Origin of the sequence: Niallia oryzisoli, assembly GCF_043641075.1 — a bacterium.
Lineage (GTDB): Bacteria > Bacillota > Bacilli > Bacillales > Cytobacillaceae > Bacillus_BD > Bacillus_BD oryzisoli_A.
Genome location: NZ_JBHZRC010000001.1, coordinates 866,023 through 884,205, shown reverse-complemented (window position 1 = coordinate 884,205; position 18,183 = coordinate 866,023). Strand labels below are relative to the sequence as shown.

Annotated in this window: 14 protein-coding genes and 1 riboswitch; of the genes, 7 read left to right on the top strand and 7 right to left on the bottom strand. The window is 39.0% G+C overall.

Features of this window, described 5'->3' with window-relative positions:
• Position 1 precedes the first annotated feature (1 nt).
• Positions 2 to 193, top strand: coding sequence for a hypothetical protein (locus ACHUFV_RS04505; protein WP_394232404.1), 192 nt, complete (start codon positions 2 to 4; stop codon positions 191 to 193).
• 52 nt (positions 194 to 245) lie between these two features.
• Here ACHUFV_RS04505 and metH read toward each other — a convergent pair whose 3' ends face one another.
• The 4 genes from metH to ACHUFV_RS04485 are packed head-to-tail and all read right to left on the bottom strand — an operon-like array spanning position 246 to position 7,826.
• Positions 246 to 3,641 carry a methionine synthase gene (gene metH, locus ACHUFV_RS04500; protein WP_394233380.1) on the bottom strand — a complete coding sequence of 1,132 codons (3,396 nt, stop codon included), beginning with the start codon at positions 3,639 to 3,641 and terminating at the stop codon, positions 246 to 248.
• Between the two features lie 40 nt (positions 3,642 to 3,681).
• Entirely contained in the window at positions 3,682 to 5,529 is a 1,848-nt protein-coding gene (locus tag ACHUFV_RS04495) for a bifunctional homocysteine S-methyltransferase/methylenetetrahydrofolate reductase (RefSeq protein ID WP_394232403.1), read from the bottom strand.
• 4 nt (positions 5,530 to 5,533) lie between these two features.
• On the bottom strand, positions 5,534 to 6,715 hold the full coding sequence (metC, locus tag ACHUFV_RS04490) for a cystathionine beta-lyase (RefSeq protein ID WP_394232402.1): 1,182 nt from the start codon (positions 6,713 to 6,715) through the stop codon (positions 5,534 to 5,536).
• Positions 6,708 to 7,826, bottom strand: a complete 1,119-nt coding sequence (locus tag ACHUFV_RS04485; RefSeq protein ID WP_394232401.1) for a methionine biosynthesis PLP-dependent protein — start codon at positions 7,824 to 7,826, stop codon at positions 6,708 to 6,710. The genes metC and ACHUFV_RS04485 overlap by 8 nt, the downstream gene beginning before the upstream one ends.
• A 167-nt stretch (positions 7,827 to 7,993) precedes the next feature.
• Positions 7,994 to 8,107: riboswitch (SAM riboswitch) on the bottom strand.
• A gap of 305 nt (positions 8,108 to 8,412) precedes the next feature.
• On the opposite strand from ACHUFV_RS04485, the gene ACHUFV_RS04480 reads away from it, so the two are divergent.
• From ACHUFV_RS04480 to odhB, 3 genes are all read left to right on the top strand, one after another.
• Positions 8,413 to 8,637: a hypothetical protein gene (locus tag ACHUFV_RS04480; RefSeq protein WP_394232400.1), complete on the top strand. Its 225-nt coding sequence runs from the start codon at positions 8,413 to 8,415 to the stop codon at positions 8,635 to 8,637.
• 122 nt (positions 8,638 to 8,759) lie between these two features.
• A complete protein-coding gene (locus tag ACHUFV_RS04475) occupies positions 8,760 to 11,582 on the top strand; it encodes a 2-oxoglutarate dehydrogenase E1 component (RefSeq protein ID WP_394232399.1) in 2,823 nt (940 codons plus the stop codon).
• A gap of 1 nt (position 11,583) precedes the next feature.
• Positions 11,584 to 12,810 carry a dihydrolipoyllysine-residue succinyltransferase gene (gene odhB, locus ACHUFV_RS04470; protein ID WP_394232398.1) on the top strand — a complete coding sequence of 409 codons (1,227 nt, stop codon included), beginning with the start codon at positions 11,584 to 11,586 and terminating at the stop codon, positions 12,808 to 12,810.
• A gap of 42 nt (positions 12,811 to 12,852) precedes the next feature.
• Here the strand turns inward: odhB and sda are convergent, their stop codons facing one another.
• The gene (gene sda, locus ACHUFV_RS04465; RefSeq protein ID WP_394232397.1) at positions 12,853 to 12,984 is read right to left on the bottom strand and encodes a sporulation histidine kinase inhibitor Sda; all 132 of its coding nucleotides are present in this window, start codon (positions 12,982 to 12,984) and stop codon (positions 12,853 to 12,855) included.
• 221 nt (positions 12,985 to 13,205) lie between these two features.
• On the opposite strand from sda, the gene ACHUFV_RS04460 reads away from it, so the two are divergent.
• Entirely contained in the window at positions 13,206 to 13,409 is a 204-nt protein-coding gene (locus tag ACHUFV_RS04460) for a DUF6501 family protein (RefSeq protein ID WP_394232396.1), read from the top strand.
• A gap of 121 nt (positions 13,410 to 13,530) precedes the next feature.
• On the opposite strand, the gene ACHUFV_RS04455 is transcribed toward ACHUFV_RS04460, so the two are convergent.
• Entirely contained in the window at positions 13,531 to 14,406 is an 876-nt protein-coding gene (locus ACHUFV_RS04455) for a YhcN/YlaJ family sporulation lipoprotein (protein WP_394232395.1), read from the bottom strand.
• A gap of 147 nt (positions 14,407 to 14,553) precedes the next feature.
• Complete coding sequence (gene yidC, locus ACHUFV_RS04450) at positions 14,554 to 15,252, bottom strand: membrane protein insertase YidC (protein ID WP_394232394.1); 699 nt, start codon at positions 15,250 to 15,252, stop codon at positions 14,554 to 14,556.
• Between the two features lie 597 nt (positions 15,253 to 15,849).
• On the opposite strand from yidC, the gene ACHUFV_RS04445 reads away from it, so the two are divergent.
• Entirely contained in the window at positions 15,850 to 17,322 is a 1,473-nt protein-coding gene (locus ACHUFV_RS04445; RefSeq protein ID WP_394232393.1) for a nicotinate phosphoribosyltransferase, read from the top strand.
• A 39-nt stretch (positions 17,323 to 17,361) separates the two neighbouring features.
• Complete coding sequence (nadE, locus tag ACHUFV_RS04440; RefSeq protein ID WP_394232392.1) at positions 17,362 to 18,183, top strand: ammonia-dependent NAD(+) synthetase; 822 nt, start codon at positions 17,362 to 17,364, stop codon at positions 18,181 to 18,183.

Below are 18,183 nucleotides of genomic sequence, written 5' to 3'. Positions count from 1 at the left end.
TGTGGCAAAAGCGAAAACAAAGGATTATCTTACAACAGCCCCCAAAAAAGAAGCCGTAACGATTGAAAATGGATCCATTTTTCCAAATGATAAAATTGTTCCAGGTGATTCCGTAGACGAGCATAAGAGAATAGAAGAAGCCAATATCCTCCTAACGGGTGATGAAATAGCGCAGCAAAATGAGAATTTATAGTGTGATGGAACAAAAAAGAAATCGGCTAAAATAACACCGATTTCTTTTTACTTTATCGTAACACATTAAAATATCTTGCTTCGGGATGGGCAAAGACGATTGCTGTTACACTTGCCTCAGGCTCCATCATGAATCCTTCTGTAAGCTCAATCCCGATATCTTCAGGAGAAATTAAGTTAAATAGCTTCTTTTGATCCTCTAAATCAGGGCATGCCGGGTAGCCGAATGAGAAGCGCTGCCCTGGATATTTGGCAGCAAAGCGATCCTTCATTGTAAAGTTCACAGGGTCAGGGAATCCCCAGCGATCACGAATTTGGCGGTGAATTAACTCAGCTAGCCCTTCAGCTGTCTCTAATGCTAACGCTTGGAGGGCATGACTCTCCAAGAATTTACCTTCATCCTTTAAGCTATCTGCAATTTGACGGATTCCTTTACCGGCCGTAACGGCAAAGAAAGACACATAATCCATTTCACCACTATCAACTGGTTTTAAAAAGTCTGCTAAGCAAAGAAAAGGGTCTGATTCCTGTCTAGGGAATTCGAATGTTTCAATCACTTTTCCTGTATCATTTGGATCATAGATCAGAACTTTGTCACCGTCTGATTGTGCTGGGAAAAATTGATAAACGGCAGCTGGTGTAATCCAACTGTTGGTAACAGCATCCTCGATTAATCCATTGACCATATCGTTCAACTTCAGTGCTTTTTCATCTCTTTCTTTTAACAGCTTTTCAAGCTTCCCTTTTAAACCGAGATGATGGCCAATTAACGTCTGCTTATTTATATACGGTTCCACATGGGATAAGGTATATGACTTCAATAAGTGACGTGATGTATCCTGAGGAACAAAAACAGGTGCATCTGTATTAACTTTTTTGCGGACTTTCACAGCAACAGAGCCAGTTGGTCGCACGTAAGGCTCGAGAGGTACAGCATTTTCCTTTTCGATTTTGGCTTGTACAAGCTTTTCAAGCTCAGCTGGGTCTTGAAGCTGGTTCGCGAGTGCTAGACCATTCATTGCATCTTTTGCATAAAGAACAACACCATCATACTCTTTGGATATTTTGTTATCGGTAAATTTCCTTGATAATGCCGCACCGCCGACTAATATTGGAATGTCAATTCCAGCCTGCTTCATATCATGAGCGGTAATGACCATCTGCTGGGCAGATTTCACAAGTAAGCCTGATAACCCAACCATATCAGGTTTTTCTTTTTTAATCGTATGAATTAAATCTGCAGGAGCCACTTTGATGCCAAGATCGATTACTTCATAGCCGTTATTCGTTAAAATAATATCAACTAGATTTTTTCCAATATCATGGACATCACCTTTTACAGTAGCAAGAACAATTTTTCCTTTTGCAGCCGTTGTATCATTCTTTTCCATATACGGCTCTAAGTAGGAAACAGAGGCTTTCATGACCTCCGCACTTTGAAGAACCTCAGCAACAATTAATTGATTATCATTAAATAATCGGCCAACTTCCTTCATACCGTCCATAAGCGGACCGTTGATAATATCAAGCGGTGCTGGAAATTCTGCTAATGCCAGCTCCAAATCTTGAATCAAGCCTTCCTTTGTACCTTCGATAACATAGTAAGCGAGGCGTTCTTCAAGCGTCATATCTGGCAGGCCGCTTTTTGTTTCTTTTTTCTTATCACGGTAAAAATCAGTGAATTCAGCTAATGATTGATCCGTTGTATCGAAAAGGAGACGTTCGGCCATTGCGACTTCTTCTTTTGATATTGATGCAAAGCGTTCAAGCTTTTCCGTGTTAACAATAGCATAATCCAGTCCGGCTAAGGTACAGTGATATAAATAAACCGAATTTAGGATTTCTCGGCCAACCGGCGGCAATCCGAAGGAAACATTGCTCACACCAAGTATGGTTTGGACTTCAGGGAATTTTTCTTTAATCAGCCGGATCCCTTCAACCGTTGCTTTAGCGGATCCAATATATTGCTCATCACCGGTTCCAACAGGAAATACAAGCGGGTCAAAGATGATATCCTGTGGTGGAATTCCATATTTCTCCACTAGCAGTTGATAGGATCTCTCAGCTATTTCCAATTTCTTTTCGGCGGTAACACCCATTCCTTTTTCATCAATCGTTCCTACCACGACAGCAGCCCCATATTTGTGGACAAGGGGAGCGATCGCTTTAAACCGATCTTCACCATCTTCAAGGTTAATTGAATTGATTATGGCTTTACCTTGAGAGTAGGATAATGCTTTTTCAATCACGGCATCATCAGTTGAATCAATGACAAGAGGTACCTTGACCTTTTTTACAACCTCTTTAATAAAGTTTTCCATATCAGCCATTTCATCACGGTCAGGGTCTGCAAGGCAGATATCAATAACATGTGCACCTTTCTTTACCTGTGCACGGGCAATTTCGGCTGCTTCCTCAAACTTCCCTTCAGCAATTAGGCGTTTAAACTTTCTTGAACCAATGACATTTGTTCGTTCACCAACCATAATGGGACGAAGCGTCGGGTCATCATAAATAAATGGTTCTATTCCCGACACCATGTGAAGCATATGTTCTTCACGCTGTCTTGGTTTATATTCTTGCATAGCTTCTGAAATGGCTTTAATATGCTCAGGTGTTGTACCGCAGCAGCCGCCGACAACATTAAGCCAGCCTTCTTGGGCAAATCCTGACAGCTTTTGTGCAAGAGACTCAGGGGTTTCATGATAATGACCTTCTTCATCTGGAAGACCGGCATTAGGATAACAGCTGACAGCGGCGGTGGAAAGCTTTGCCAAAGAACGAATATGATCTTGCATAAATTCTGGACCGGTTGCACAATTCAGTCCAATGGCAATTGGCTTCATGTGTTCGATTGAAATATAAAATGCCTCAATTGACTGTCCGGCCAAAGTCGTGCCCATCGGTTCAATGGTTCCTGAAATCATGAGGGGGAGAGTGATTCCCGTTTTTTCAAAAGCCTGTTGGATTCCTAGAAAGCCTGCTTTTACATTTAGTAAATCCTGGCTTGTTTCAAGTAAAAGAACCTCAGCTCCACCGTCGATTAGTCCGCGGGCCTGCTCCTCATAATCCCTGGTTAACTCAGTAAAGGTTGTTCCGCCTGTAACACTTAATGTTTTGGTGGTAGGTCCCATAGAGCCGGCAACATATCTTGGCCATAATGGGGTAGATATGCTATCTACTGCACGTCTCGCAATTTGTGCTGCAATTTTATTTATTTCATAAGCTTTGGCACCTAGATCATATTCATCAAGAACAATTCTCGTGGCGCCAAATGTATTGGTCTCGATTATATCTGCGCCTGCTTCTAAATACTGTCTGTGAATGGACTCAATGACGTCAGGACGGGTGATGTTTAAATTCTCATTACAGCCTTCTAGGTGTTCTCCGCCAAAGTCTTCTGCAGAAAGATTAGCTTGCTGGAGCATCGTTCCCATGGCACCGTCCATTATGAGAATTTTCTTGTTCAATTGTTCTGTGATTGAAGCTTTAGACACGGTGTTTCCTCCTTAATCTCTCTGATGTTTGTTTTGCATATTCTGATAATTCAGCGGTCATTTCATAACGTAAAAACGGTGTAATTAGATAAATCCCGTTAAATAACTCAGCAGCAGTATCAATAAGTGATTTTGTAATATTGATTCCTTCCTGTGCTGCTTTGATTGGATCATCCATATGAGCAGCCATTGAATTACGAATTGAATCAGCAATCTTAATTCCAGGTACTTCATGATGCAGAAATTCCGCATTTTTACTGCTTGTTAATGGCATTAGACCAATATAGATTGGTGTATCTAAATGCTTTGTTTCCTCATATATACTGATTATTTTGTCTTCCGAATATACAGGCTGGGTAATAAAATAATCCGCACCATAGGCTATTTTTTTCTCTAATCTTTCCACTGCTCTATCAAGCTGGCGGACATTAGGGTTAAAGGCTGCTGCAACGGAAAACGATGTTTTTTGTCCTAAATCCTTTCCTGAAAATGATAGTCCTTCGTTAAATTGCTTAATCATTTGGATTAACTCAAAAGAAGAAACATCATATACAGATGAAGCCCCAGGAAAGTCCCCGACTCTTGCCGGGTCACCGGTAATCGCAAGCAAATCGTGTAATCCCAATGTGTGTAATCCCATTAAATGGGATTGTAATCCGATAATATTTCGATCACGGCATGTGATATGGATAAGCGGTCGTACCCCGGTTTGCTGCTTCACCAAATAGCCCAATGCTGAATTAGATACCCTTGGTGAAGCAAGGGAATTATCAGCCATTGTGATGGCATCAATGCCTTTTTCTTTTAAAGCTTCAACACCTTTAAAATACTTGGTTGTATCTAGTTTTTTTGGTGGATCTAATTCAACAATCACCGAAGGTCTTTCTTTTACAATGTTTTGCAACGGAAGGAATTCACGTTCAGTTGTTGACGGAGAAACTATGATTCTTTCTTCCTTAACTTTTAAGTTCTTCTCACGAATAGGTTCGGCACTTTTAAGCTCTAACGCAAATGCACGAATATGTTCCGGTGTTGTGCCGCAGCAACCGCCGAGGAGGCGGACACCTTGTTTACGGAAGGCTTGCGCTGATTTTCGGAAATAGTCAGCATCACCATCATAATGAAAGACTCCATCAGTATAGGCAGGCAGTCCGGCATTTGGATAGGCTGATAGAAAAGCCTTTGCCGGAATAGGTACTTGTTCTAATGCCTTTAACATATGGTGGGGACCAAAACGGCAATTTAAACCAACAATGTCTGCACCTATGCCTTCTAGGCGATTGAGAGCCTCCCCTAAGGTAGTATGATCTTGAAGTAAACCAACTTCCTGCATCGAAACTTGTGCAATAATTGGAATATCCGTTTCTTTTCTAGCAATCGCAAGAACGGATTCAAGCTCTTCTAAATCATAATAGGTTTCTAGTAAAATACCATCTATACCTTCTAGCAGTAAACAGTACAATTGTTCACGAAAGCTTCGTTTTATTTCTTCCATTGAAAGTGACTGTGGGTTGACTCCACGATTCCCACCCATGCTGCCAACAATATAAGCCTTTGATTGAACAGCTTGCTTAGCAAGCTGGACAGCCCGGCTGTTGATTTCTTTGACAGATTCCTCAAGTCCATAGCGGCTAAGCTTTAAATAATTAGCCGCATAAGTATTTGTTTGGATGATTTCAGCACCAGCATCCAAATAGGCTTTATGGATATCCATAATCTGATCTGGGTGTGAAAGGTTCAGCTGTTCAATGCAACTGTCTTTCCCATATGAATAGAGGAGAGTACCCATTGCGCCGTCAGCTATTAATATTTCATTTTCCAGCCTTTTTAAAAAGTTCATGTAATCAACCCCGGTCAAAATTCAAATTTAATTGTACTGCTTTATCAAGCGCATTGGAAAAATCCTTAATTAAGTCATCAGGATTTTCAAGACCAACAGAAAGACGTAAGAGACTATTTGTAATGCCACGCTGTGCACGTTCTTCTTCAGGCATAGCAGCATGGGACATTTTTGCTGGATAGGAGAGAATCGATTCAACTGCACCAAGACTGACAGCAAAAACAGGAATCTTCACATTTTCAACAAAGGTCCTAAAAACGTCTTCGTTCTTAAAATCAAAAGAAAGAACAGCACCTGCTGAAGATGCTTGCTTACGCTGGATGTCATATTGCGGGTGGTCAGTCAGTCCAGGATAATAAACGTTATTAATAAGGTGATGCTCCTTAAAGAAGTTTGCCAATTTCTCTGCAGCTTTAACGGAATGCTCAAGGCGGACATGAAGAGTCTTTAAGCCGCGAAGCACAAGCCAAGCATCCTGTACACCAAGAACTGCACCAAATGAATTCTGTAAGAAATAAAGTCGTTGAGCTAGTTCAGGATCCTTTACAACAGCGAGACCTGCTACAACATCACTATGCCCTGATAAGAACTTAGTGGCACTGTGCAGGACGATGTCAGCACCAAGTGTAAGCGGCTTTTGAATCGCAGGTGTTAGGAACGTATTGTCTACAAAGGTTAGAGCTCCATTGCTTTTGGCTAATTCACTTACCGCCTTAATATCTGTAACTTTTAGTAACGGATTGGAAGGTGTCTCAACATAAAACAGCTTTGTGTTCGGTTGAATGGCTTGTTTGATTGCTGCTAGGTCAGTCATGTCAACAAACGTATGACTGATACCAAAGCGAGTCAATACCTGTGAGACCATTCTAAAGGTACCGCCGTATACATCTTCAGAAATCACGACATGATCGTCCTTGGAAAGTAATAAAAAGGCAGTCGAAATGGCAGCCATACCGGAAGAAAAGGCAAAGCCTCGACAGCCTTCCTCTAGTTCTGCAATTACCTCCTCTAACGCTTCTCTAGTTGGATTTCCGCTTCGAGCATAATCATATTTACCAAATGTATCAATATCCATTTGATGAAACGTTGAAGCATGTTGAATAGGGACACTAACAGCTCCTGTTGCTGGATCTACTTTATGTTTATTATGAAGTAAATTGGTTTGGAATGTATATTGATCACTCATGAATAACAATCTCCTTTTTGACTGCAGCTAGTGACTGCGTTAAATCATTTATAATATCTTGTACATTTTCAATCCCGACAGAAAAACGTAATAAACGATTATCGACACCTGTTTCATTGCGTATTTCTTCAGGGATATCTGCATGTGTTTGTGTGGCCGGATAGGTAATAAAGCTTTCAACCCCGCCTAGACTTTCAGCAAAACAGATTAATTTTAGATTTTGTAAGAAAGGATTTACCCATTTATCACTTAGAATACGGAAGGAAACCATTCCGCCCTGTCCCGGATAAAGAACATCTGTAATGCTTTCGTGTTCCTTCAAAAATGCAACAATTTCTTTTGCGTTATGCTCATGCCGTTCCATTCTTAATGATAGAGTTTTCATGCCGCGCATTAATAACCATGAATCAAATGGACTTAACACAGCGCCTGCAGCATTATGGTACTTAGCGAGTTTCTCACAAAGCTCCGTTCCTTTGGCAACAATTAAGCCTGCTAGGACATCATTATGCCCGCCTAAGTATTTAGTAGCGCTGTGAATCACAATATCTGCTCCTAAGAGAATTGGTTGTTGCAGGATAGGTGTATAGAATGTATTATCGACGATCAATAAGACACCGTGCTTTTTTGCGATACGTGCAGCTTCAGAAATATCCGTTTGCTCCATGAGAGGGTTTGTCGGAGTTTCAATGAAAATTGCTTTTGTTTGAGGGGTGATTTCTTTTTCAATATTTTGGACATCACTTGTATTGGTATAACGGCAATTTAATCCCCATTTTTTGAAGCCTTCCTCAAGGATACGATATGTACCCCCATATAAATCCTTTGAAACAATCCACTCATCGCCTGATTGAAACAGTGAAAGTACAGTTAAAATGGCAGCCATGCCTGAACTGCATGCATATCCTTGGTCACCGCCTTCTAAATCCGCAATTGCCTCCTCAAGAAGCTGTCTTGTTGGATTAGCTGTACGGCTGTAATCAAAGCCGGTAGACTGGCCGATACCTGCATGCCGATATGCAGTAGAAAAATATACAGGTGCACTAACCGTGCCTGTTGTTTCTTCACTTCTATTTCCAATTTGCGCTAACTTTGTATCTGTCTTATACATGTAAAAAACACTCCTTATTCTCTAGAAAAAGGGGAGGAATCGACCTAACCGCCTTTTTATGCTGATTTTTCATATTAGTGTACTAGGTTAAGAAGACTGCTTTGTTGAAAATAAAAAAAGTCTTCCTATAAGAAGAAGACTTTAGTTTAATAAATAAACAGGACTTCTTCTTATCTCTCAAGTTTAGGATAAACTTGCTGGAATTAGCACCTTTTCAATGCAATGCATTGAAGGTTGCTGAGGTGTCCCTGGGCCATACCCTCTACCTCTCTTGATAAGAAATCATGATTAATTTCTTAAACTTTACTACACTAGAATAAAACTTGCAATTCTTTTTTTGCAAAAAGAACGATAATTTACACTTTTTAAAGAAATCGCTATGTTAAATCACAATATTAATTTTTCTCAACAATCATATATAACAGACAAAGAAATAAAAGCCAAAAGATCCCAGCAAGAATTTATTTACAATAATTTTATTATGTAAACTTAAATCTGTAATGAAAATTGTTAAAATAAGTTCATAATATTCACTTTCTATTATGAAGATAGCTTATATAATTATGAGTAAAGGAGGAATTCAAACATGTTAGAACAAAGTACTCATTGTCATCATCGCTATAATACGATTGAAGAGAGCCTTGCCTATACGAAACAGGATGGAATTGAACTATCTGTCACAAAAGGTCCAACAAAAAAATGGTTATTCTATCTACATGTTGACAATCCATTGATTCCGATGGAAATAAGAGATACCTCCACTTTAGAAAGCAGAACGCAGCTTTATTTTCATATAATTGATGATTTATAAAACCGGGATATACCCGGTTTTTTTGTTTTTACAATGTTTGTGAAGAAAGGTTCATAAACTCCGATGCGAGAAAATAAACATGCTAGTAATAGTAAACCACTTGGGAGAGGAGTCCATTCTTCATGGAGAAATCAAACAGGGAACAGCATGGTTTTAAAGACCTTTATGGTCCTAATCTTGGCTATGTTCTAGACCTGTATGAAAAATATAGGGAAGATCCTCTATCTGTTGATGATGAGATGAGAAATTATTTTCACGTTTGGGGAAATAGCCTAAATGATGACCTTAAAATTGATCATAAACCGAAATACTCAAATGAAAGGTATCAAAAGTTAAAGTCAGCAATAAAACTGGCTGATAAAATTCGTGATTATGGGCATTTAGCAGCTGATATTTACCCTTTGAACATTCATACATCTGACTACACACTTCTAGAGCCTGCACAATTTGGATTAAATAAGACTGATTTAGCATCAATACCGGCTGAGGTCATCTGCCAGTACGGTCCGGAATCGATTCGGAATGGGAACGATGCATTTGAATATTTGAAGAGGGTATACACGAGTAAGCTTGCTTATGAATTTCATCATGTAAGCAATATAGCAGAAAAAAAGTGGCTGCAGGAAAGAGTTGAAACTGGTTCAGCATGGACCTCCTTCACTACAGGGAAACGAATAAATTTATTTAAAAGGTTAATCGAAGTCGAGGAATTTGAGAAGTTTCTCCATCAAACCTTTGTGGGACAGAAACGTTTTTCAATAGAAGGGCTTGATTCCCTCGTTCCCATGTTAGATGAAATGATTGAAGAGACAGTTAAGGCTGGTACCGACACAATCAATATTGGGATGGCTCATCGAGGAAGGTTGAATGTTCTTGCCCATGTACTGGGTAAACCATATGAAATGATATTCGCCGAGTTTCAGCATGCCCCGAATAAAATGTTAGTTCCATCAGAAGGATCCATTGGAATAAGCTTTGGGTGGACAGGGGATGTGAAGTACCATTTAGGGCTAAATCGGCAAATTAAAAAAGAAAGTACTAGAAGGGTACGATTAAACCTAGCTAATAACCCGAGTCACTTAGAGTACGTAGGAGCTGTCGTTGAAGGATTTACACGAGCTGCTCAGGATATACGATCTGAAACCGGATTTCCAAAGGAGAATCAGGCAGCGGCACTATCGATTATTATTCATGGGGATGCCGCGTTTCCAGGGCAGGGAATTGTAGCGGAAACACTTAACCTTGAAAACTTAAAAGGGTATCGGACAAATGGAACCATCCATATTATTGCCAATAATTCAATTGGCTTTACAACTGAATCCCATGATTCCCGCTCAACAAGGTATGCAAGTGATTTGGCGAAAGGGTTTGAAATTCCCATCGTTCATGTAAATGCTGATGACCCTGAAAGCTGCCTGAGGGCTGTAAAACTAGCGTGTGACTATCGGAGGAAATTCCAGAAGAACTTTTTAATCGATTTAATCGGATACCGCCGCTTCGGTCATAACGAGATGGATGAGCCGATGTTCACCAATCCACTCATGTACAGGGCTATTCAACAGCATCGAACTGTGAAGGAACTGTATGGAGAAGAACTCCTGCAACAGGGTGTGATAGTTGAAAAAACTAAACAATCATTTGAAGAGGATGTAAGGGAGAAGCTGCAAAAGGCATATGGAAAAATAGCGACAGAAAAACCAGAGGCAGACATTCAAAATCCCCCTTCCACAATTGAAAAAGGCTTTGGGAATGTTATAACAGCACTTCCATTGGAGACATTATTGGAATACAATCGGGAGCTTCATACTTGTCCGACTTCCTTTTCTATCCATCATAAGTTGGAAAAAATATTGCAAAGAAGACGAGATCAATTTGAAAAGGATGGAAAAGTAGATTGGGGTTTAGCTGAAACTCTTGCCTTTGCTTCAATTCTTACAGATGGAACGCCAATAAGATTGACAGGTCAGGATACTGAAAGAGGCACATTTGCTCAAAGAAATCTTATCATTCATGATTCTATTTCAGATAATTGCTATTCTCCATTACATGTCTTATCAAAAGCAAAAGCATCCTTTGCTATTCATAACAGCCCATTATCGGAAGGGTCCGTACTTGGGTTTGAATATGGTTATAATGTCTTTGCCCCTGAGACACTCGTCATATGGGAAGCACAATACGGTGACTTTGCTAATGCAGCTCAAGTGATATTTGATCAATTTATTGCAGCAGGCAGGGCAAAGTGGGGGCAAAAGTCAGGCCTAGTTATCCTGCTTCCACATGGTTACGAGGGACAGGGACCGGAGCATTCAAGCGGAAGGGTCGAGCGCTTCTTATTACTGGCTGCAGAGAATAATTGGACCATTGCCAATTTAACCAATGCCGCGCAATATTTTCACATATTAAGACGCCAGGCTGCAATTTTAACCACAGATGTTGTTAGGCCGCTCGTCATCATGACACCAAAAAGTTTGCTTCGACATCCTTTTGTCACATGCTCAGGCTTAGATTTAAGTCAGGGTGAATTCAAAAAGGTAATAGAGCAGCCTAATCTGGGAAGCGGGACAGAAAGGGTGGAAAGAGTTGTATTTTGTACTGGGAAAATAGCAATTGAAATGGCACAGCAGCTTCAGAATGAAGCGGATCAAGGATGGCTTCATATCGTAAGGATAGAAGAGCTGTATCCTTTTCCTGAGAAGGAAATAGGGGCAATCATTCAAAGGTTTCCAAATCTTAAGGAACTAATATGGGTACAGGAGGAGCCGAAAAATATGGGGGCTTGGTATTTTGTTGAACCGTTTTTAAGAACAATTGGAGTGCTTAACCATTTGTCTGTCAACTATATAGGCAGACGTCGGAGATCAAGTCCTGCAGAAGGTGACCCATATGTTCATAAAAAGGATCAAGCAAGAATTATCTCCCAAGCGATAACAAAAGGGGGGCAATAGGATGGCAGAAATTATTGTACCTGAACTCGCGGAATCGATAACGGAAGGAACGATCGTTCAATGGTTAAAAAAAATAGGCGACGTCGTTACAAAAGGGGATAGGCTTGTTGAACTTGAAACCGATAAGGTAAATATCGAAATTAGCTCTATATACTCCGGAATTCTGACTACAGTTCATGTGATGGAAGGGAGTACGGTAAAAGTAGGAGATGTGATTGCTGTCATAGAGGAAGAGGAGGAGCTAAAGATAGATAATCATCATTCTGTAGCCCCGTCAGTAAACATCGCCGTCGCAGACACTTTTCAGCCCTATAATCCACTTGCGGCCATAAAGAATCAGCGACTGGTAGTATCCCCGGCAGCAAGAAAATGGGCACGTGAGAAAGGAATTGATCTACAAAAGGTTACGGCCATTGATCCATTAGGGAGAATTCGGCTGCAGGATATTCAATTGAATAAGCAGCCTATCCCGGTGAATTCCTTCATTCCATCGCCGGAGGACAATCAAAAAATACTTAATGAAGTGGAAAAGCCAGTTGAGAGGATTCGAATGAGCAGGCGCCGGCAAACAATTGCCAAAAATTTAGTTGATATCAAGCAAAATACTGCGATGCTGACGACCTTTAATGAAATAGATATGACAAACCTCATCATGCTGCGAAATAGGCGAAAAAACCAGTTTTTGAAGGAATTTGGGGTTAAGCTGGGGTTCATGTCCTTTTTTACTAAAGCAGCTGTAGCGAGCCTAAAAAGCTTACCATTATTAAATGCTGAAATACAAGATGATGAGATTCTGATTAAAAAGTATTATGATATTGGGATTGCGGTATCTACGGATAAAGGGTTAGTCGTTCCTGTTGTAAGAAATGCGGACCATAAAAATGTGGCTGAATTAGAAAAGGAGATTTCTGAACTTGCTGAAAAGGCTAGAAACAACTGCTTAGCTATTCATGATTTACAAGGAGGGACGTTTACCATTACAAATGGAGGGGTATTTGGTTCGCTTTTGTCTACTCCGATTCTGAATGGTCCTCAGGCAGCCATATTAGGTATGCACTCCATTCAACTGCGGCCGGTTGCTGTTGATTCGGAACAAATGGAAAATCGCCAGATGATGTATGTTGCATTATCATATGACCATCGACTGATTGATGGAAAAGAAGCCGTGACATTTTTAAAAAGCATAAAAACGCTTATTGAAGATCCTGAATCATTATTATTTGCTTAAAAGCATATAAAAAGAGCAAAGGGTGTCCCTTTGCTCTTTTTGTTAATTTTTAATTGGCTTCAAGCCACGCTTTTTAATTTCTCCTTGCAATACTCTAATCCAATCTTTATCATTACCTGATTTTAATGCATCACGATACGAGACAATTAACTGTTCATTACTCATAATTTTCATTGTGCATACCTCCAAGGTAAAGGTTAGAATATTCAATATTATTCTATTTTAAAGAATTTATGAAGATTTTAACAGAGAATAATAAAAAATTCACAAATTTGTTAAACCGAGATCCCATTTTGTTAACAAAATGTTCACAGAATAGAAAGGAGAATATATAGTTGCTCTAGAAGGTGGATACTTATATACTAGAGAGTAAATGTATAAAAGGAGACTTATAAATGATTCATTTAGACTGGCATGAACGCAAAACAATCAAAAAGGTGAAGTGTATACATACAAATGCGAAAAAGTATATTGTCAATCATGTGCTGACACCTGGGGAAACCTATGATGTAAAAAATGAAACGGAAGAGTTTTATTTCATTATTGATAATAGCGGAAAAGTCGGCGGGTTTTATAAGGATTACTTTGAAAAAGCTTAAAAAAAATGACTCATTGCTGTTCGTGTTTTACGAAACAGTGATGAGTCACTTTTGTTGATAAAGGTAGTCAAGTGTAAGCAGCTTGTTTTGTTTATGCTATTTGAACTTGCACTTTTCGTGTTTATCTTTCAGTTGGGAAAACGCGGCGGACTAATTCTCCAAATTCATTAAAAAACCCTTCGACAGGACGACCATCTCGAATATCTTCAGCATACGATGCGGTCCGTTTATAAAAGTCAGGATTAACAGAGACATATACATGGTTAATTCCACGATTTGTTGCTTTTACCATATCAGAGATTTTTTTCTCTATATCAGCTGTTAAATTATTTCCTGCATTATCTGCTAATTTTACTGCTACATAGGCATTGTTATCCGTTACAATTACGTTGGCACGATCAACCTCGCGCATTTGGGCAATTTTCTCTGCAGCCCGGTCTGCAACATCCATTCGATTATTCTGGCCTCTTACATTCGTTTGATTTTGGTTATTATCTGCAGTATTGTTTCCAATATTTCTCGCTGTAATATCTCTATTTTGATTGGTATTGACATTTCTAGTTGTTATTCGATTGGTTTGATTGTTTGAGCCATTGTAATTAACATTTCGGGTTCGATTCTGAATCGTTGATGATGGATTATTTATTGATCGATCTGAGTAAAGATCATCCCTATTTGTATTATCATTGTTACTAATTTCTCTTGAAACCCAGTTATCTATATCATAATTATCCACAAGTCTGTCATTGAATCGTCCATTCCAATAGGCATTATTGTCACTCACATTGGTTAAAATTCCCCTGTTATCATTTCCAACTATATCATCATCCCAATTGTTGCGATTTCCATTTGTTTGATTATTTGAGACAGTACGTAAATTTGTCGTGTCCTGGTTCATTCTTGCCGAATTGTTCATGGCGGTATCATCATTCGTTCCGCACCCGCTTAGGATAAATGATGATAGGGAAATGGTAGTTAGCAAGGATTTCCAATTCATATCGATAGCCCTCCTTAAGTAAATTGTACAGTTTTAGTTTGACTTGATAGCTATTTACTATTCGTAAAAAGAAATTGGGAATAATTGACCAAATCGGACTCCTTATAGACAAAAAAAGCATCCGCCATGGCGGATGCTTACTTCACTTTATATCTTGTTAGCATTAACAGAATTCATTTGTTTAGGGCTTTGGTATACTTTACGTCCGAGATAGGTTTGAAAAATAAGAAAGCTTCCACCGACTACCCAATATAAAGGTAAGGCTGCTGGAGCATTCAGCGATACAAAAACAATCATAATGGGTGATACAAGGCCCATATATTTCATTTGCTGCCTTTGTGCCTCCGGCATAGTTGATGAGGACACTTTAAATTGAAAATAATAAACGATACCTGCAAGTGCCGTAATCCAAATATCAGATTCACCTAGGCTGAACCATAAAAATGAATGTGTTGCTATTTCATGGGAATTACGAATCGCGTAATAAAATGCCATTAATATTGGCATTTGAATAAGCATAGGCAGACAACCCATATTTAACGGATTTACGCCATGTTTTTGATATAATCCCATTAATTCTCTCTGAAGATTTTGCTGTTCCTTTGGATCCTTTGTTGCCTTTAATTTTTGCTGGATAGCATCCATTTCAGGCTTTAATTTATCCATTTTTTCTTTCATCGTGGCCTGCGTTTTATATTGCTTTAACATTAAAGGTAGCAATACGATTCGGACAAGAAGTGTGACTAGGATAATACCCAAACCATAATTATCATGAAATAGATGTGATGTCCATATGATTAGCTCTGTAAAAGGTTCAATAAAATAAGTGTTAAAAAGTTCTTTCATTTTTCCTATTTCCTCCATTTAACGTAGTTTTTTTATTAAAAAGCCGCAGAGGAAATAGTACTATCAGGTTCTTCGCTTAAATTCTTTTTTCGTCGAATATATTTTAGAATCGACAGCAATTGTTTGTTAATAGGGACATGCTTTTCTTTCTGTAGTAAAAGATTTTTCCCTTGAAGATGTACATCTGATGATGAATAAATAGAATCAATGAAATTGAATTCAATATTCCGCATCCATAGCAATTTTACCGAAAGTCCAAAAAGGATACTCACATACAAAGTATAATCAACTTGCAGATTTGTTGTATCCAGAAGAAATTCTAACAAATAATTCACCTCAAAATTGCATTCAAACAGCAAGTGTTTGGTGCAAGTATAATTGATTTTGAGTGATTTAGCAATGGAGCAAATTTTTACAAACATTGATAGAAATGAACATATAAAAATTGAAAAAATCTATTAATTAGACAATAGTCTATAAAAGACTATAATATTAATAGGAAAATGCGTAATGAAAGTGAGTAAACTCACGGATATAATCACGGGCTCTCAATTATGATTATAATGGTAAGCTAATTGAATGGTTGGAGGTTTAGTTATGGCGAAAATGTTTTTGGATGACAGTTTAACGTTACATACAGACTTGTATCAAATAAATATGATCGAGACCTATTGGGAAGACGGTATACATAATCGCAAAGCTGTTTTTGAAGTGTTTTTTCGAAAACTGCCCTTTGGGAATGGGTTTGCAGTATTCGCTGGCTTAGAAAAGGTGGCCGAGTATTTAAAAAATTTACGATTTACAGAGGATGATATTTCCTACTTAAGACAGGAATTAAAGTATCAAGAGGATTTTCTCGATTATTTAAAAAACCTCCGTTTTACAGGATCTGTTAGAGCAATGGCAGAAGGAGAAATCGTCTTTGCAAATGAGCCTCTTATCCGCATTGAATCAACCCTTGCCGAAGCACAATTAGTTGAAACGGCTATTCTAAATATTGTGAATTACCAAACATTAATTGCAACAAAAGCAGCAAGAATTAAATATATAATTGGTGATGAGATAGCAATGGAATTTGGTACAAGACGAGCACAGGAAATGGATGCCGCTATTTGGGGAACACGAGCAGCCTACATTGGTGGTTTTAGCTCGACATCTAATGTGCGAGCAGGAAAGCTATTTGGAATACCTGTTTCGGGTACACATGCGCATTCGCTTATTCAGGCTTATATTGATGAATACACAGCTTTTCATAAATATGCACGCCGTCATAAAGATTGTGTGTTTTTAGTTGATACATATGATACGTTAAGATCAGGGGTACCTAATGCTATCCGTGTCGCAACGGAACTGGCTGACTCCATCAATTTTGTCGGGATTCGGTTAGACAGTGGAGATCTTGCCTATTTATCAAAAGAAGCAAGGAAAATGCTCGATGATGCAGGCTTTACCAAAACAAAAATTGTTGCATCAAATGACCTTGATGAATATACAATTATGAACTTAAAAGCTCAAGGAGCGCGAATTGATGTTTGGGGGATTGGAACAAAGCTGATCACAGGCTATGATGAACCGGCTCTAGGTGCTGTATATAAGATTGTCTCGATAGAGGATGAAAAAGGGAAAATGGTTGACACGATTAAAATTAGCGGGAATCCGGAAAAAGTATCGACACCTGGATTAAAAAGAGTCTACCGGATTATTAATTTAGCGAATCAAAAATCAGAAGGTGATTATATTGCCCTAGATGATGAACGCCCAAATGAAGAAGCTAGTTTAAATATGTTCCATCCAGTCCATACCTATATAAAGAAGGATGTTACAAATTTTGTGGCGAAAGATCTTCATCATGATATTTTTATCAATGGGGTACCAGTTTATCAGCAGCCGTCATTGGAAGAAATTCAACAATACTGCCATCAGAATTTGAACTATCTCTGGGAAGAATATAAGCGTTCATTAAATCCAGAGGAATACCCAGTGGATTTAAGTCCAAAATGTTGGGAAAATAAGCTACAGCTCATTGAGAGTGTAAACCAAAAGGTTTCTGTGTATGCTGGATCGTATTAATGAATGACAGTATTACATAATTAATGGGGAGGTTGAAAAATGAGTATGCAAAAGCAAATCATGAAGGAGTTACATATTCAGTCTGAAATTGATCCGAAGGTGGAGGTGCAAAGAAGAGTTCAGTTTTTAAAGGAGTATCTTTTAAAAACAAAAGCAAAAGGGTTTGTCCTTGGAATCAGCGGAGGTCAAGACTCATCCCTTGCCGGAAGACTAGCTCAGTTAGCTGTTGAGGGGCTGAGAGCTGAGGGGCATGATGCGAAATTTGTTGCTGTCCGGCTTCCGTATGGCGTGCAGAAGGATGAAGACGATGCCAAGGCTGCTCTAGACTTTATCAAAGCGGATGAGGAATTTACCTTTAATATTGAAAAAGCGGTTGATGAAGTAAAAAAAGAGTATGACAGTAAAACAAAAGGTGCACCTTTAAGAGATTATCATAAAGGAAATGTCAAGGCTAGAATGAGGATGATTGCTCAATATGTGATTGGCGGCCAAGAAAATTTACTTGTCATTGGGACAGATCATGCAGCAGAGGCTGTGACAGGTTTTTATACGAAATATGGCGATGGAGGTGCAGACCTTGTTCCGCTTGCTGGTTTAACGAAGAGACAAGGGAAAGAGTTATTAAAGGTCTTGGGTGCGGAAGAAAGAATCTATTTAAAGGTTCCAACCGCAGATTTATTAGATGAACGGCCAGGACAGGCAGATGAAACAGAGCTTGGTATTTCATATGAAGAATTAGATGATTATCTAGAAGGTAAGTCGGTTCCTTTAGAAAGCGCGGAGAAAATTGAAAAGAGATATTTGGTGACACAGCATAAAAGAGAAATGCCAGCAAATATGTTTGATGACTGGTGGAAATAG

What these genes read in the sequence shown, in the direction of transcription:
- sda (WP_394232397.1), bottom strand. Translation starts at nt 12,984, where the DNA reads ATGAAAATTATGAGTAATGAACAGTTAATTGTCTCGTATCGTGATGCA.
- ACHUFV_RS04455 (WP_394232395.1), bottom strand. Translation starts at nt 14,406, where the DNA reads ATGAATTGGAAATCCTTGCTAACTACCATTTCCCTATCATCATTTATC.
- ACHUFV_RS04485 (WP_394232401.1), bottom strand. Translation starts at nt 7,826, where the DNA reads ATGTATAAGACAGATACAAAGTTAGCGCAAATTGGAAATAGAAGTGAA.
- ACHUFV_RS04480 (WP_394232400.1), top strand. Translation starts at nt 8,413, where the DNA reads ATGTTAGAACAAAGTACTCATTGTCATCATCGCTATAATACGATTGAA.
- ACHUFV_RS04495 (WP_394232403.1), bottom strand. Translation starts at nt 5,529, where the DNA reads ATGAACTTTTTAAAAAGGCTGGAAAATGAAATATTAATAGCTGACGGC.
- ACHUFV_RS04445 (WP_394232393.1), top strand. Translation starts at nt 15,850, where the DNA reads ATGGCGAAAATGTTTTTGGATGACAGTTTAACGTTACATACAGACTTG.
- nadE (WP_394232392.1), top strand. Translation starts at nt 17,362, where the DNA reads ATGAGTATGCAAAAGCAAATCATGAAGGAGTTACATATTCAGTCTGAA.
- yidC (WP_394232394.1), bottom strand. Translation starts at nt 15,252, where the DNA reads ATGAAAGAACTTTTTAACACTTATTTTATTGAACCTTTTACAGAGCTA.
- metH (WP_394233380.1), bottom strand. Translation starts at nt 3,641, where the DNA reads ATGGACGGTGCCATGGGAACGATGCTCCAGCAAGCTAATCTTTCTGCA.
- metC (WP_394232402.1), bottom strand. Translation starts at nt 6,715, where the DNA reads ATGAGTGATCAATATACATTCCAAACCAATTTACTTCATAATAAACAT.
- ACHUFV_RS04460 (WP_394232396.1), top strand. Translation starts at nt 13,206, where the DNA reads ATGATTCATTTAGACTGGCATGAACGCAAAACAATCAAAAAGGTGAAG.
- ACHUFV_RS04475 (WP_394232399.1), top strand. Translation starts at nt 8,760, where the DNA reads ATGGAGAAATCAAACAGGGAACAGCATGGTTTTAAAGACCTTTATGGT.
- odhB (WP_394232398.1), top strand. Translation starts at nt 11,584, where the DNA reads ATGGCAGAAATTATTGTACCTGAACTCGCGGAATCGATAACGGAAGGA.